Genomic DNA, 16,214 nt, shown 5'->3' on the forward strand with positions numbered 1-16,214 from the left:
TACAATAAAAAAGCCCCGAACTACCGGGGCTTCAGGTTATTCAGCAAAAGTATTAATTAGCTTCCGTATACTTTTTAAAATTATCGAGGATCGCCTGCCATCCGCCCTGTTGCATTTCTAAAGGATTCTGACTCTCTGCTTCAAAGTTGCTTACTATTCTGGTTGTATCTCCTGCAGGAGTGAAATTGATTTTTACTTTTCTGCCATCACCCAATGTGTATTCAATATACTCATTAGTGGTTACCACATCATAAACGCCTCCAAAATCAAAACCAAAACTACCATCTTTGGCTTCCATCCTGCTGCTGAAACTACCACCCACACGCAGGTCATTTTCTGCCTTGGTGGTATGCCAATCATCAGAGGCGGCATTCCATTGGATAATATCTTTTGGTGTTGTCCAGTAAGCCCATACTTTTTGTACCGGTGCATTAATGGTAGCTGCTATTGTAAGCACGGCTTTGTTTTGTGTTTCCATCTTTTTAATTTTTATTGTTACTGATGTATTTTTTTAACAACACAAATATCCAACAACAATTTTATAATACTGCTGGGTAAAAACGAAATTAAAAGGGGTAATCACGACAAAGCCGTTTTCAGATCATTACCCACTTGCCTTCTGCCGAACTTTTAAAAACCGCATCAATCACCACCATATTATTTACCGCATCCTGCAGATCAGTGGGCACTGCAGTGTTTTCCAGAATTGCTTTTGAAAAAGCATCACCTTGTAAAGTATATTGATCAACTGCTTCAAACAATATTTCTTCAGTACCGGTTTTTGTATGCAGCCCAATACGTGTTGCAGTTAATGGTGGTGCATTAAATGGAATCTCAATTTCTATTCGACCTGTAGTGCCCGAAATATTTACCCGCTGATAAGGCATCAATTGTGTGGAGCAGGTAAATGTGGAATCACCTTTACTGAATTTTAAAATACCGGAAGCCATACGGTCAGTTTGCATAACAGGATCAAATTCCACATTGCCAAAAACAGCTGTTGGTTCTTCATTAAAAATAAAACGGGCAAGCGAAACACAATAGCAACCAATGTCCATAAGGCCGCCACCTCCTGCTTCTTTTTTATTGCGGATATTATTGGTATCGGTATTATAATAAGAAAAAAAGGACTGAATATTTTTTAACTCCCCTATTGCACCATCTTTTACTATTTGCTTTGCCTTTATCCATTGAGGGTGTAAGCGGTACATAAACGCTTCCATCAGTTTTAAATGTGGTTGTTGCTGTGCAGCCAATTGCAATGCTTTTGCTTCTTCCGGCGAAAGTGCTATTGGCTTTTCGCAAAGTACATGCTTGTTGGCTTCTAATGCTTTTATTGCCCAGGGAACATGCAGGTGATTGGGTAAAGGAATATATACCGCATCAATATCTGCATCATTTAATAAAGCTTCATAACTGTTGTAGGCTTTAGGTATGCCCAATGCATCAGCCGTTGCCTGGGCAAGTTGTATATCTCTCGATGCAATAGCATCAATACGGCAATAACTACCTGCCTGCATAGCCGGTATCACTTTTTCTCTGCCAATTTTTGCCGTACTTAATATGCCCCAGCGAATTTTATCCATAAGAATGATTTTGTATTTTTTTTTTGACACTGTAATTTATCACTATATTTTTTGTCTGGCATCAAATAAAAAAGCTGCTATTAAAAAAACTAAATTCCCTACATTCGTAGCCATAGTAATTAATCATGGATATGCCAGCATTACAAAAACGACAAGGCTATATTAGTTGGGATGAATATTTTATGGGAGTAGCGCTATTGAGTGCCTGCAGAAGTAAAGACCCGAATACGCAGGTAGGCGCCTGTATTGTAAACGACAAAAATAAAATTGTGGGAGCTGGTTACAATGGCCTGCCCACCGGTTGCAGTGATGATGAATTTCCATGGGAAAAACAAGGAGATTTTTTGGAAACAAAATATCCTTATATCTGCCATGCAGAATTGAATGCTATTTTGAATAATATTGGTATGGATCTGCATGGTTGCAAAATTTACACCGCCCTCTTCCCTTGTAATGAATGTGCCAAAGCCATTATACAATCAGGCATTGCAGAAGTTGTTTACCTGTCGGATAAATATGCCGGTACAGATACAGCAAAAGCCTCAAAGCTGATGCTGGATAAAGCAGGCGTTACTTATCGGAAAGTGAATGCAACAATCAGTAACCTGGTGTTATCATTTAACGAAGATGATGTGTAAGCAGAAAAGCTAAACATTATTGACAAAAATTGTTTTTTTTACATTAGTTGCTGATAAACAACCAGTTAGGCATTCTTGCGCTGCCACTCGTACACCTTATTTACCTTCCACCAAACCTTAACATACCATTCATCAGGCGTACTTTACCACTTGTGAAACCGCAAGTCCCGTTTGTACCGTATTCGCTATAGCAGCTTCTGCCGCCAATATATCTTTACGTTTCCAAATCAAAAAGGAGTATTACTCCAACTATTATGACACATGCATTTCTGGCCAAAAGATTTACTCTCGTAAGATTGAGAGAAAATCCACCCGGGAATATCTCCAGCCTGTAAATTTTTCCAAACAGTAAAGATTTAAACGTAACGATTTTACTTCCGCTTACAAGCAGTGGTAAATCTTTTTCAACCTTAACAAACAGCATTCAGAAAATGAAGCTATTTAAACTGGTGGTAACCGGTACCGTTATACTTATGTGTATACTGATGGTGATCATCAAAAAAACAAGGGTATTTGCACAATCGTTGCAGCATGCTGTAACCATTGTGCCGCAGGACAATGCTGAACCTGATAGTATTACTGACTATCCGTTCAACATCACAGCGCCCCTGCGCTACTGATAGTTTTTCATTAAGCAAATGCAAGGCAAAAAAAATATGGCGAAAGCTATACAGGCCATGCTATGCCCAAACAAAAATAAAACCTGAGTAATTAACTATTAAAAACAACAACACTATGGCAAGTTTTGGAAAAAAAATTCTTTCAGCCTTCGTGGACATAACAGAAGAAAAAAAATCTGTTACGGTGCCGGAAGAAACGCAACAACATTCCACACCGGCATCTATGGCAAGAGCAGTACCGGCTAACAACAACGAAAAATTTAAACAGTATTTCGACAAGTTGTTTAACGATGCTAACCTGCCCGGCCCCGACTACTTTGAATTTGCAAAGATGACCCAGGCAATGTCTGGTATTGCAGATGAAAAGTTAAGGTATAGTTCTGCATTCGCAGGATTGAATGTGCAGGGCCTTGATAAGAACAAGCTGCTTGAAACAGCCAATGCTTATTTAAAGATACTGGAAACGGATGCAGCCAACTTCAGTTCTACTGTTGATGCGGCACTGGCAGAAAAAGTACAGGCTAAACAACAGGACATCGTAAACAAGCAGCAACGTATGGAACAATTGCAAAGAGAGATTGCTGATCTGCAAAACCAGGTTCAGTTGCTGCACGCCGAAGTAAAAGAAAACGAGGAAAAGATCGAAAGCAATACCGGTGGGTATAAAACTGCTTCTGAAAATATGAAGCAGCAGATAACACTGGACATTGAAAAAATAAAACAACATATCGCTTAACAAAAATTTTAAACAAGTATTAATCACCATCAAAAACAACAACAATGATGAACACCATTCTTAAACAAACTAAAAAACCGGGCTGGTTCAGCGAACCTAAAAATATCGCCACCACCATTATCGGCTTGTCGCTATTTGCAGGATTAACTTATGCGTTTCTAACTTTTGTGTTACCCTGGCTGGTAACCGTAACCTGGAACCTGGTAAACCTGGTCATCGGCGGATCTATCCTTGGCGTATTGCTGATGATAGTAACCAATAAAAAATTCTGGAGGGCTATCCGTTATTTTTCTGAGTTCATTGCCAACTACACATTGGGACTGGCTATCGAATTAAATCCTTTCAACATCCTGCAATTAAAAATTGAACAGGGTTATAAAGACAGGAATACTTTGTTTCAGCAATCTTCAAAACTAAAAGGCAAACAAAGTGAACTGATGGATAAACTAAAGGATAAAGAAAAAGAGTTGATGCTGAATGTGCAGAAAGTAAAAATTCTGCAACAGGAAAAAGAAAAATCAAAACAGGTTGACCTGTATGCCAATAATGTATTGCGTTGCCGTGAATACATCGACAATGTAACACCCATAGTAGGCGACCTGAACAAGCTCATCAAATTCTCAGATACAGCTTATGAAGAGAGTGGTATCATGCTGGAAGATGCAAAGCTTGACCTGGAAGCAAAGAAGGACCTGTACTATTCTGTAACAACAGGTTTATCAGCCGTAACCACCGCTATGAAAGCATTTAAGGGTGATGATGAACTGAACCAGGATGCAGAAAAAGCTTTGGCGGTTTTGAAACAACAGATCGGTGAAAAGATCGGCCACATTAAATCTGCGATAGATGTTACGTCGAGATTTATGGATGATAAGGTACTGGAAGATAAAGCAAAATCTGCACAGGCTATTGAACTCATCAACAACTTCGATCTGAACAAAGATTTTAACTATACCAATAATGCGTTGGACAACAATAGCAACACCGGTAAGTTGAAAGATGTAAACATAACAGATAAGTATAGAGGATTACTTGATTAGGCTTCAGCAAAGTTTTCACGCAAAGAGGCAAAGAAAACATAGGCGCAAAGTAATTCGTGTAATTAATAACAATTCGTGTAATCAATTAAACAAACAAAATAAAAACATACAACTATGTCAGTTAAATTAAAACCCGCAGGTAAATTATTCATTATAGCAGCCGTAGTAGCTGCCGCAATATTCAGTGTAAGATGGTATCAAAGCCGTCCTAAAGAAGTAAGCCAGTCAGTTGACCTTGGCGAAGTAACCCTACCCGATGCGCCCGATGCATCATTGAGTGGTAACGCAGTATTACTGCCTTTACCATCCAGCGATAATGCAGTGAACGGAGGTACGAAGATCATCTGGCAGCGTATGGCATGGAACAGTCAGTTCAGTGGCATGTACGCTAACGGTGGTGTGCAAACGACTAAAAATTCTTTATTCGACAAAGCGCATCTTGATGTTACTTATGTACGCCAGGACGACTGTAACAGGCAGATGGCAGACCTGGTAAAGTTTGCCAATGAATACAAAAGTAATCCTAACACCCCAGCTGTATTGATCACTTTTATGGGTGACGGTATGCCGGCCTTTATGACTTCCTTATCGAAAGAACTGGAACCATTAGGACCAGAATACCAACCTATCATTATACCGGTAACACACGGTAAAAGTTATGGTGAAGACCAGGTGATGGCTCCTGCATCATGGAAACAGGATCCGAAGAATGCTTTAGGTAAATGTGTGGCCGGTGTATTGCGTGACGGTGATATCAACATACTGTTGAAATGGGCTGGTGACAACGGTTTAAAAGTAAACCCTGATGAAACCACTTATGATGCAGATGCGATCAACATCATCGCTGCGAATGATTTCCTTGATGCACCTAACAAGTACATCACAGGTTACAGTGAAAAAAGAAAGATCGTAAGGAATGGTAAAACAACCGGTAGCGATACTACTGTCAATGTTGATGGTGTGGCCACATGGACACCCGGCGACGTAAACATCGCCACAAAAAAAGGCGGACTGGTAACTATTGCCAATACCAAACAGTATGCATCGCAAATGCCTAACCAAACCATCGCCATTAAAAAATGGGCTTATGACCACAGAACAGATGTGGAAAATATGATCATTGCTTTGGCACAGGCTGGTGACCAGGTACGTTCTTTCAATGAAGCCAAAGCCTTTGCTGCTAAAGTAAGTGCACAGGTGTACCAGGAAAAAGATGCTGATTACTGGTTGAAGTATTATAATGGTATCGTGGAAAAAGATATCCAGGGTCAGCAGGTAAACCTTGGCGGTAGTATGGTGTTCAATCTTAGCGATATGGCTAACACTTATGGTTTAGGTGAAGATAAAGTGGATCGTTACAAAGCTGTGTACAACACTTTCGGTAACCTGATGGTGAAAATGTACCCTTCGCTGATACCAACATTCATGCCTTACGAAAAGGCTGTCGACAAAAGTTTCTTGTTCAGTGTGATCTCCAATCATCCTGACCTGATGCAGGGTAAAGCGATTGAAACAAAGTATGCAGACCAGATCACCGCAACTGTGTCATCTAAAAGTTACAGCATAGAATTTGAAACAGGTTCTGCTAACATCAAGCCTGCTTCTTACAGATTGCTGGATGAAATTTTTGAATCGGCTGTGGTTGCTGAAGGTTTAAAGATTGGTGTGTATGGCCATACTGACAATAGCGGTAATGATGTAACCAACATACCATTGTCTGAAAAAAGAGCGAATGCTGTAAAAGCATATTTGCAGAAGAAGGGTTTACCTGTAAACCGTGTGGAAGCAAAAGGTTTTGGTAGCGCTAAACCGATTGCTGATAACAGCACAGAAACTGGTAGAAGCAAAAACCGTCGTGTGGAAATTGTACTCGGTGAGTAATCGAGTTGAAAATTGAGAGTTAAAAGTTGAAAGTTGAGAGCGGTCTGCGCTGTTTGAAATAATAAAATGGGAAACCGGTTTCAACTTTCATTTTTAATTACAATGAGATAAGATTTTTTAACAGTTCATAGCCATGAACTATGAACCATTAACTATTAACTACAATGAAAAATATATTTAAACCATTTGGAGTCATCAGCAGGCAAACACTTGCCATTATGATAGTATTGCAGGTAGTGGCAACATTACTGCTCTGGCAAACTGCTTCATCCGGATTGATTCCTAAGCCGGGCAATGTAGCAACAGCTTTCGGTACACTCATTACTTCTAAATTATTTTTAGATAATATGGTAGTTAGTTTGGTACTCACCTTAAAAGCCATGTGCTACTCTATCGTTATTACTTTGTTCTTTGCTTATGCCTCAGTTATTCCGTTTTTTAAAAGCATAGCACAGTTTATTGTAAAGTGCAGGTATTTAACCTTAACTGGTTTGATCTTCATCTTTACATTATTAACCAAAGATGGTAGTGAATTAAAACTATCGTTGTTAGTGTTTGGTATCGTGCCATTTTTTACCACTTCCTTCTTAGCAGTCATCATTAATATCGACAAGCAGGAATATGAATTGTGCAAAACACTGGGCTATAACAACTGGCAAACATTATACGAAGTAATTATTATTGGTAAGGCCGACCAGGTATTTGAAATACTGCGTCAGAACTTTGCCATTTCCTGGTTAATGATCACTATGGTGGAAGGCTTGAGTATGAGTGAAGGCGGTATTGGTTCTCTATTGATCAAATACAACAAGTACAACGATCTTACCAATGTAATCGCCCTGCAATTAGTGATATTTATTATCGGCTTGTGCTTCGACTTTTTATTAGGCACCACAAGGCATTGGTTATTTCCTCACAGCAAATTAAAACAAGTAACATCATGACAGACTGTATAAAAACAAGTGTATTATTAGAAGCGAAAAATATTCAGCTTTCTTATGACGATAAAATTATTTTGCGTAACATTAATTTTTGTATCAAAGACATAGTGCGCCCCGGTATGCAACAGGGGCAAGTAGTTTCACTGATCGGCAGAAGCGGTATTGGTAAAACGCAATTGTTTAAAATATTATCCGGTTTACAAAAACCAAGTGCAGGATCAATCACTATCAATGATAACAAAACTGTACAGGCTGGTGATATGGGCGTTATTTTTCAAAACTATTATTTATTTGAATGGAGAACAGTGTATCAATCTTTATCATTAGCAGTAAAGCAAAATGCTCTGTTGAAAGGCAAAGAAAAAGAAATGATAGAAAAATACGCTGCCGATTTTCAGCTGAATGGTGAACTGCAAAAATATCCGCAGCAATTATCCGGCGGGCAAAGGCAACGGGTAAGCATCATTCAGCAATTATTAAAGGGCTCTGATTTTTTATTATTAGATGAACCGTTTTCAGGTCTGGATATTTGTGTACTGGATAAAGTAACGGATTTACTGCTGCAGGTTTCTGTATCTGATGAAAAGAAAACGCTGATTATTGTATCGCATGATATCAACACATCTGTTGCTATCTCCGATACCGTACTTATTTTGGGTGAAGAACCTGGTAAGGCCGGCGCTACTATAAAAAAAGAAATTGACCTTATTGCAAGAGATCTTGCCTGGAAAAAAGACATCAAAAAAGAAAGGGCCTTTATTGAAACTGTAGAAGAAATTAAAAATTGTTTATAAATAGTCCGATTATATATTCTTATAAAATAGTAATTTTAGTATTCATCAAATAAAAAGGAGGTATTCATGCAATCTACAGATCAGTCATGGGCACCTTCGGTAACAGTAAGTTAACCGAATGCTCAACAAATAATCTGTCCCGCTTAATGCGGGAAGCCATCAACCGTGAAGTTGGTGGCTTTTTATTCCCCAGGCAAAGTATTAAAGATCACTTTCACTTCGCATCCCTTTCCTGGTGATGAAATAATAGTCACTTCTCCGTTAAATAATGAAGCCCTGGTTTTTATATTCATCAGCCCAACACCGCCTGGTTTTTTGCTGGTATCAAACCCTATCCCATCATCTTTAACACTTAATATTGTTTTTTCATTTTCCTGTGTTAAATGCACCATAATCTTTTCTGCATGCGCATGCTTCAGAATATTTGTAAACTGTTCCTGTATGATTCGGTAGATATTCAGTTTCATTTTATCGCATACAATACTTTCATCAAAACCGGCAGCCTGAAGGCAGATCATGATGCCACTGCTTTTTTCTGTTGCCTGTATAATATTACTGAGTGCTTCTAAAAATTCTGATTGTGTTAATGATGGTGGAATTAAAGAATGCGACAACTTTCTTATTTCATCAATCGCAGAGCTTACCAGTATTTCTGTTTCGTTAAGGTAAGCATTTGCATCTTTACATTCTTTTTTTGCAAGGCCGAGATACAATAAAGAACCTGCCAGTATCTGGTTAATATTATCATGCAGTTCGCTGCCCAGTTCCTGCCGCTCCTGTTCCTGTGCTGTAATTACTGCAGTTGTAATTTCCTTTTGTTTCGCAAGCTTTTCCTGTTCAAGCAATTTTTCAAGCAATATTTTATCGGTGATATTTGTTGCCAGCGCCAGGATTACAGGCCGCCCTTTAAACTGAATACGGTGAGAATCGATATGCATATGCATCTCTTCACCTGATTTAGCAATATGTTTGCAAGTGATCTCCTGCTTAAAATCCTCCCTGTACAAGGCGGTCATGCAAAATTGTTCTATATTTTTATAATCGTCAATCAAACTTATGTCTTTAACAGTCTTTGTTAAAAATTCCTTCCTGTTATAACCATATAAATCAACGGCATTATCATTTACTTCAAGAATCTGAAGGCTATGGATATCCCATATAAAAATACTGGCAGGATTATTATTGAACAGGTAACGGTACCGTTCTTCGGATGATTTTAAAATCTTTTCAGCTTGTTTTTCTTTTGTAATATCAGTTTGAATAGCGAAAAAATAATTGAGTTTTCCTGATTCATCAAACTGTGGCTGACATTGAATTCTTACCCAATAACTCTTGCCAGATTTTTTATAATTAATAATATCGCATTCAAAGGCTTTTACTTTTTTCAACTCTCTTCTCATAAAATTAACTACACGGGAGTCTGTTTCTGCACCGTGCAAAAAATCTCCCGGCTTTTTACCCATAGCTTCATTAAATTCAAATTCGGTTATCCGTGTAAAAGCTTCATTTACCCAAATTATTTTGCCGTCAATATCTGTCATTACCACACCATTCATTGTTTCCCGTGCAATTATCGACAGCTTATTAATTTTCTCGTCTGCTATCTTTCTTTCAGTCACATCTCTCGAATTAAAAACATACCCCTGCACTCCTGGATTATCGCATTGGTTAGAAACCTTACTTTCAAGCCACCTCCATTCTCCCAGCGTATTTTTAAAGCGAAAGGGAACAAAATCCACACAATCTCCCTTTTCTTTTTTTGCCAGATGGGCTTTAATTGTAATCACATCTTCAGGATGAATAAAGGAAAAAGCATTTTTTCCAAAAATGAATTCTGGTTCATACCCTAAAATATTTTTAATAGCGGGGCTGCTGTACAGGTAATTCCCTTTGTCATCTAAAATACTGGTAAGATCAGAACCATTTTGTATCAGCGACCTGAAGCGTAATTCACTTTTAGCTACTTTAAGTTCTGCTTCTTTTCTGCTGGTAATATCTTGTGTGGCACCTATCAACCTGGTGGCTCTACCATCAGCATCACGTACTATATATGCCCTGTCGTGTACATAAGCGTAGGTACCATCATCCCTTCGTACCCGGCACTCCACTTCAAAAAAGTTTTGTTCTGCTTCTTGTATGGCATCGGTTATCCGTTGTACTTTTTCCAGGTCTTCGGGGTGAATACGTTCCTCCCATGCTCCGGTTAAACCATTTTCAATTTCATTGGGTGCAGTACGGAATATCTTTCTCCAGCCTTCTTTATTACGGTATACTTTTCCTGTTGCAAGATCCCAATCCCACACCATATCATTGGTAGCTTTACTAATTAAATTATATCGTCGATTACTTTCTTTAAGCAATACTTCGGCCCGCTTTTTTTCTGAGATATCTATTAATATGCCATCAAAAAAAGCTTCGCCTGTTAATTCATCTTTACGCAAAGAAATATTTTCTATAAAATGTAATGAGCTGCCGTCTTTACATTTTAAAGTGCTTTCGTAGTTGTGTATTTTTTTCTGTGTAATTACAGTATTTACAAAATCATTTCGTTCTGCAGGAGAGAAATACAATTCACTTGCGTTCTTTAAAAGCAACTCTTTTGGAGAATCGTATTTCAGCATTTTTGCAAAAGCATCATTACAATTTAAAATAACCCCATCAACGGTGGTTTGATAAACACCAGCTACGTTTTGTTCAAATAAAGTGCGGTACTTAGCCTCACTTTCTATTACTAACTGGGCGGCCTGCTTACGTTCTGTTACATCTTTAAAATAAACTGATAATCCCGAAGCTGAAGGGTAAGCACTTATTTCAAACCATCTGTTTAATGCTGCATAGTAATCTTCAAAAACAATATGTTGGTTAGTAGTAAGTGCCCGGTGATATTGCTTATAGGATTCTGAATCAATACTACCTGAAAATACTTCCCATAAGTGCCGGCCCACAATAGTATGTTTGGGTGTGTGCAACATTTTTTCTGCTTCCTTATTCCAATAAGTTACCATCCAGTTTTTATCTACTGCAAAAAAAGCATCGGCAATACTTTCCAGTATGGTATCTTTTTCAATATAAGCAGCCTGCAATTCTTTTTCTGCCTGTTTTCTTGCGGTAATATCACGGGCAAATCCCACAACCCGGCCATCATCAAGCAATTTTACATTTATTTCTAATTCTATACCTGTGCCGTCTTTTCTTTTAAACCTTCGTTCATTACTCACCACTTTTCCTGTTTGCAATGCATCCGTTTTAAAAGGACTGGTAATAAGGTCTTCTGCATAAAACAAATCAGCAAGAGAAAGTTTTAAAAATTCTTCTTTGCCATAACCCAGCAACTGGCAGCCGCTGGGATTGATATCAATAATATGCATAGCAGCATCTGTAATGCAAATAGCATCTGTGGCCTGTTCAATTAATGAACGGTATCTTAATTCGCTATCAGAAATTTTTTGTGCTGCAATTTTCCGTTCTGTAATATCCTGGCAAGTGCCTACAGCTCTTACAGGCATACCCTCTTCATTACGGAAAATACGCCAACGCTCTTCCACAATTTTTATTTCGCTGCTGGTGGTGCAGATACGATGCTCAATAATATTAACGGCATCACTTTGTAATGAATCAATAAAAGCTTTATCTACCATTCCCCTGTCATCCGGATGTACGAAGGTTAAAAAACCCGGATGTGAGGTGGCAAAACTATCCGGCTCAATTCCAAAAATGCGATAGGTTTGTAAAGACCAGGTTACTGCTAAAGTAGACAGGTCTGTTTCCCAACTACCTACTTTGGCTACTTCCTGTGCTTCTATCAACCTTGCTTCACTATGTTTAACCTGCTCTTCTGCTGATTTTCTGCCGGTGATATCTACTGCTGATATCAACGAAACTTTTTTCCCGTTGTGATCAAAGGTTTGTGAAGTGACTTCCACATCTTTATGGCTCCCGTTTTTACAGCTATGCCGCAATACACCGTTAAATGCTACTGTCATTTCTGATTCTTCAATGGCAATGGTAATTGTTCCTTCTTTTTTCTCATGATGTATTGAGGAAAGTAAAATATCAATTGGTTTGCCTACCAGTTCTTTTTTTGTATAACCAAATAGCGTACAGAAACCGGTATTCACTTCTATAAAATCATTATTATCATCTGCAATAGCTATTGCCATTAAGTTAGAATTGAAAATCGCATGCAGTACAGGATTTTCCGTGGTAGCTGTTGCCAGCCCCGAATATATTTTACTATCCGCCGTGGAATTGAAAATTTTAAAAAGCAGGTGCTTTGTACTGGTTGTGGTTTTTCGGGCTCCGGAACGCATAAATGATAGTGGATTAATGAGTGCTTATTCATTTTCTTTTACAATACCGTAAAAGCTACCAGTCAAATGAATGTGCTCCTTATCATGGAATACATAATACTACAACAGGCAACGGTTATCCAGGTATTACAAAATAACAATACACAAATTTGCACTTTATAAAATGGTATGCACTAGTGCAAAATGGGTTAATGTTGTAAGCATCCTACTACAACAGAGAGGCGTAGGTACTGCGGGAGTTGATAAATTAATACAACATACCTACTCGGCATGCGGCAATAAATGCAGGTTTTTACTGCATTATAAACAGATGTTTGGTAAGAATTTTTTAACTAAAGAACATGGTAAAAAACATACTCACCAATACGAAGAATAAAATGAATAAGATCAGGCTTGCTAAGATCAAAAAGGAAATAGCTCTCATAGAATTGGATTTGCTGTTATTTTCCAAAAATTATACCAAGCATACCTGTAATGGAAAAAATATTGCAACTAAATATACCTCGTAAAATAACAACTGTATTTTATAGCTGGCAGCACTGTAAAATATATTGTTGAGCACTTTTTTATCCTGCAGACCAGCATCGGAAATGGTGATAACACGGCGTAAAAAAAATCAATCGCTATACACCTGCTGGTAGTCTTACGCATACCCTATGTGAGGGCTACTAAAAATTGCAGGGTGAGTTTACGAATCAGTACCAATTTTGAAAAAAGGCAGCATATTTTAAGCTTGCTGTATGCGTTGCAGATGTTTAGCCCAAACATCATGCATTTCAGCTGAATTTTCTTCAGTTTTTGTTTGCCAGAAATCAGCCAGCAATGCAATCGTATTTTTAAGATCAGGATCACTATTTACTATTTGCTGCAGCTCCTGCAATGCCTCTGCCGAAGCCTCACCGGTAAGATAGCCGGCAATCAATTGCCAGACATGATCCTGTTGCTGCATACAAAAAAATTAAGGAAATAATTAGCGGACTGCAATTGACATAACTGCAGTTGTTTTCAAAAATTAGAAACTAAAACACTATTATACGTAAGGGAAACTAAGAAGTTACATCAGTAGCAATATTTTTACCAGGCAAAGCCATTACTTTACTTTAATCATCATTTTTATTTTCAGACCTGCTTTCAACAGTATTTTCTTTTTCATCATTTACATCTTTCACTTCATCTTTTGCAGCTCTTTTTTCTTCTTCATTATTTTTTATTTCGGCCTGTTTTAGTTTTTCTTCTGCTTGTTTTAATTTTTGTTCGTTTTGTTGTTCCCTCAGTTCAGCTTTTTGTTTTTGAATATCAACCTGCTTCAACTGTTTCTTTTCCGCTTCAAGTTTCAGTTGCTGTGCCTTATTAAACGTAGCAGCCTTTTGTAATTGTAACAAATTGGCTTTATTGTATTCAAGGGCTTTTGCCTTTGCATCTTCAAGTGATAATTGTAATTGACCAACACTCAGTTTATCCTGCGACAATTGTAACATCAATTGTTCTGCTTTAAGTTTATCGGCACTTTGCAATTGCAGGCTTTGCATATCTTCATTCAGCATATTCTTTTGTGCCTGCAATTGTAATTCTTCCATCTTCTTTTTATCTGTACTATGTAATTGCAGTTTTTGCATGTCTGCATTCAGATTATTTTTTTGCGCCAGCAATTGTAATGATTCCAGTTGTTTTTTGTCAGCTCCCTTTAGTTGAAGCTTTTGCATATCAGCATTCAGATTATTCTTTTGTGCCAGCAATTGCAATTCTTCCAGTTTTTGTTTATCCCCGCTTTGTAATTGCAGCATTTGCAGCTCTGCATTCAATTTATCCTGTTGGCCCAGTAATGCCAGTTCTTCGGCTTTTAATTTTTCGGTCAGCTCTTTATTATCATTACCTGAAGTAAGGTCGCTTTTGTGACCGGCCCTTAATTCATCAACCAGTTTTTTATACTTTCCCCAGTCTGATTGCGGAATAATTTTGCCATCAATTTTAAGGCTCGTGATATCGCCATACACTTCATACAATTTTCCGTTTCTTTTATATATAACCAGGGTATGTGTAACACCTTTTATTTTCTCTGAATAACTGGTGGCAGAACCTTCGGCAAAATCAGCCGGATCATAATGCTTGTCAGCAATAGAAATAGTAGTGTCGATATTCAGTTGAATGGTATCTGCGCCACTGGTTTGTGCAGTTGTTGGTGTTGTAAAAAATACTGCCAGCGAAGTAGTAGCAACAAAGCATACTGCTAAAAATGTTTTTTCCATGGTGTTAAGCGTTTTATTGTTATTGTAAAGCATACGTTTTACTCTCTGTAATAATTGATTTTTATCACTGCCCAGTGCAGTGGCATATTGCATGGTATGCAAATGGTATTCCTGGAAAGATACCAGCGCATTAATGTAATTTCTTTTACTGCCCGCCTGTGCCACAGCAATATCATCACAACAATTTTCTCTCTCTGATTTTATCAATGCTGAAACCCATAAAACAGCCGGGTTAAAAAAGAATACGATCTCTGTGCAATGCTGCAGCAGGTTCACTAAATAATCTTTGCGGCGGATATGTGCCAGCTCGTGCAATAACACTGCTTCTACTTCTGCTGCAGGCAATGCGGTTAATAAACCTAAAGGAAAAAGTATCACCGGTTTAAAATGTCCCACCACCATGGGCATTTTAGCAATGCCTGATTGTACCAGTTGAACCTTACTCCTGATATTTAAAGCGGCAGCAAGGCAGGTAATGCGCTCACGCCAGTATTCATTTACCGGTGTAAGCTGTGTGGTTTTAATTTGTTTTATTTTATACAAGCCCCCGGCAAATTGTATACAACGGAATACGATAATTATAAGCCAGCAGCATACTACCCATGCAGCATGCTCATTAAAAAAATTAATTACATTACCTGTAAATCCATTAGTATTGTTACTAAAAGCATAAATAGTTTCAGTACTATCTGCAGGAACAATAGCAGTAGTTACAGTACCACTATTGTTGAAAACCAACTCACTTGCAGTTAGCTGCATGATAAAAATTACTGTAATTGCAAGGGTAAACAAAAGTAAAGCAGTGGAAAGCAGGTTGTAACGCAATGCTGCAGTTTGTTTTTTAGTAGTTAATATAATTGTACCGGTTACAATAGTTAAAGCAAGCCCCAGCCATAAGGAATGCAGCAGCATCCAACATAAAGCCTGCACCAGTTTGCCCGAAAAAATATTATTTACAATAAGTAACTGCATAAAATAATGGTATGATTATTTACTGCCTTTGTCAAACCTGGCAAGAATATCTTTTATAGCCTGCAATTCTTTTTTAGATGTTTTTTTATTACCCAGCAATTGCAACATCAGGCTGCTGGCCGAACCTTCGTACATAGAATCCACAAATTTTTCCAGTAAGGCGCCCTTGGTTTTTTGCTCTTCAATGGCGGCATGGTAAATGTGTTTCATACTGCTTTCATCACGGGTGAGCATTTGCTTTTCGGCCATTATCTGCATCAGTTTTAATGTGGAGGTATACTGCACGGCACGTTTCATTTCATTCAAGGTATCATTCACAAAACGCACTGTAGACGGGCCATGCTTCCACAACACCTGCAATATTTCCAGTTCCGACCGGGTAGGCTCATTTAATTTATTACTGTTTTCCTGTTTCATAACCTAAAGGTAGGAAACATTTCGTACGAACAA

14 protein-coding genes are annotated in these 16,214 nt (G+C 38.1%); 8 read left to right on the forward strand and 6 right to left on the reverse strand.

Annotation, left to right across the window (positions count from 1 at the left end):
• Positions 1-52: 52 nt before the first annotated feature.
• Positions 53-478, reverse strand: a complete 426-nt coding sequence (locus tag ACQ334_RS14040) for an SRPBCC family protein (RefSeq protein WP_430988864.1) — start codon at positions 476-478, stop codon at positions 53-55.
• A 118-nt stretch (positions 479-596) separates the two neighbouring features.
• Positions 597-1,586 carry a Gfo/Idh/MocA family protein gene (locus ACQ334_RS14045; RefSeq protein WP_430988865.1) on the reverse strand — a complete coding sequence of 330 codons (990 nt, stop codon included), beginning with the start codon at positions 1,584-1,586 and terminating at the stop codon, positions 597-599.
• Between the two features lie 131 nt (positions 1,587-1,717).
• Between ACQ334_RS14045 and ACQ334_RS14050 the strand changes: the two genes are divergently transcribed.
• From ACQ334_RS14050 to ACQ334_RS14080, 7 genes are all read left to right on the forward strand, one after another.
• The gene (locus tag ACQ334_RS14050; protein ID WP_430988866.1) at positions 1,718-2,224 is read left to right on the forward strand and encodes a deoxycytidylate deaminase; all 507 of its coding nucleotides are present in this window, start codon (positions 1,718-1,720) and stop codon (positions 2,222-2,224) included.
• 431 nt (positions 2,225-2,655) lie between these two features.
• Complete coding sequence (locus tag ACQ334_RS14055; RefSeq protein WP_430988867.1) at positions 2,656-2,844, forward strand: hypothetical protein; 189 nt, start codon at positions 2,656-2,658, stop codon at positions 2,842-2,844.
• Positions 2,845-2,959: 115 nt separating this feature from the next.
• Entirely contained in the window at positions 2,960-3,580 is a 621-nt protein-coding gene (locus tag ACQ334_RS14060; RefSeq protein ID WP_430988868.1) for a hypothetical protein, read from the forward strand.
• 44 nt (positions 3,581-3,624) lie between these two features.
• On the forward strand, positions 3,625-4,620 hold the full coding sequence (locus ACQ334_RS14065; RefSeq protein WP_430988869.1) for a hypothetical protein: 996 nt from the start codon (positions 3,625-3,627) through the stop codon (positions 4,618-4,620).
• 114 nt (positions 4,621-4,734) lie between these two features.
• Positions 4,735-6,501, forward strand: coding sequence for an OmpA family protein (locus ACQ334_RS14070; RefSeq protein WP_430988870.1), 1,767 nt, complete (start codon positions 4,735-4,737; stop codon positions 6,499-6,501).
• Between the two features lie 164 nt (positions 6,502-6,665).
• Positions 6,666-7,445, forward strand: a complete 780-nt coding sequence (locus tag ACQ334_RS14075) for an ABC transporter permease (RefSeq protein ID WP_430988871.1) — start codon at positions 6,666-6,668, stop codon at positions 7,443-7,445.
• Positions 7,442-8,236, forward strand: a complete 795-nt coding sequence (locus ACQ334_RS14080; protein WP_430988872.1) for an ABC transporter ATP-binding protein — start codon at positions 7,442-7,444, stop codon at positions 8,234-8,236. The genes ACQ334_RS14075 and ACQ334_RS14080 overlap by 4 nt, the downstream gene beginning before the upstream one ends.
• Before the next feature lie 182 nt (positions 8,237-8,418).
• Here the strand turns inward: ACQ334_RS14080 and ACQ334_RS14085 are convergent, their stop codons facing one another.
• Positions 8,419-12,546 (reverse strand): PAS domain S-box protein, encoded by a 4,128-nt coding sequence (locus tag ACQ334_RS14085; RefSeq protein ID WP_430988873.1) that lies wholly within the window; start codon positions 12,544-12,546, stop codon positions 8,419-8,421.
• A gap of 341 nt (positions 12,547-12,887) precedes the next feature.
• Here ACQ334_RS14085 and ACQ334_RS14090 point away from each other — a divergent pair, with 341 nt between their 5' ends.
• Positions 12,888-13,055: a hypothetical protein gene (locus ACQ334_RS14090; protein ID WP_430988874.1), complete on the forward strand. Its 168-nt coding sequence runs from the start codon at positions 12,888-12,890 to the stop codon at positions 13,053-13,055.
• A gap of 218 nt (positions 13,056-13,273) precedes the next feature.
• Here the strand turns inward: ACQ334_RS14090 and ACQ334_RS14095 are convergent, their stop codons facing one another.
• The 3 genes from ACQ334_RS14095 to ACQ334_RS14105 form a co-directional block, all read right to left on the reverse strand.
• Positions 13,274-13,495, reverse strand: a complete 222-nt coding sequence (locus ACQ334_RS14095; RefSeq protein WP_430988875.1) for a hypothetical protein — start codon at positions 13,493-13,495, stop codon at positions 13,274-13,276.
• A 151-nt stretch (positions 13,496-13,646) separates the two neighbouring features.
• On the reverse strand, positions 13,647-15,764 hold the full coding sequence (locus ACQ334_RS14100; protein ID WP_430988876.1) for a M56 family metallopeptidase: 2,118 nt from the start codon (positions 15,762-15,764) through the stop codon (positions 13,647-13,649).
• 15 nt (positions 15,765-15,779) lie between these two features.
• The gene (locus tag ACQ334_RS14105) at positions 15,780-16,181 is read right to left on the reverse strand and encodes a BlaI/MecI/CopY family transcriptional regulator (protein WP_430988877.1); all 402 of its coding nucleotides are present in this window, start codon (positions 16,179-16,181) and stop codon (positions 15,780-15,782) included.
• Positions 16,182-16,214 lie beyond the last annotated feature (33 nt).

Source organism: Ferruginibacter sp. SUN106 (assembly GCF_050611765.1).
Taxonomy (GTDB): domain Bacteria; phylum Bacteroidota; class Bacteroidia; order Chitinophagales; family Chitinophagaceae; genus Ferruginibacter.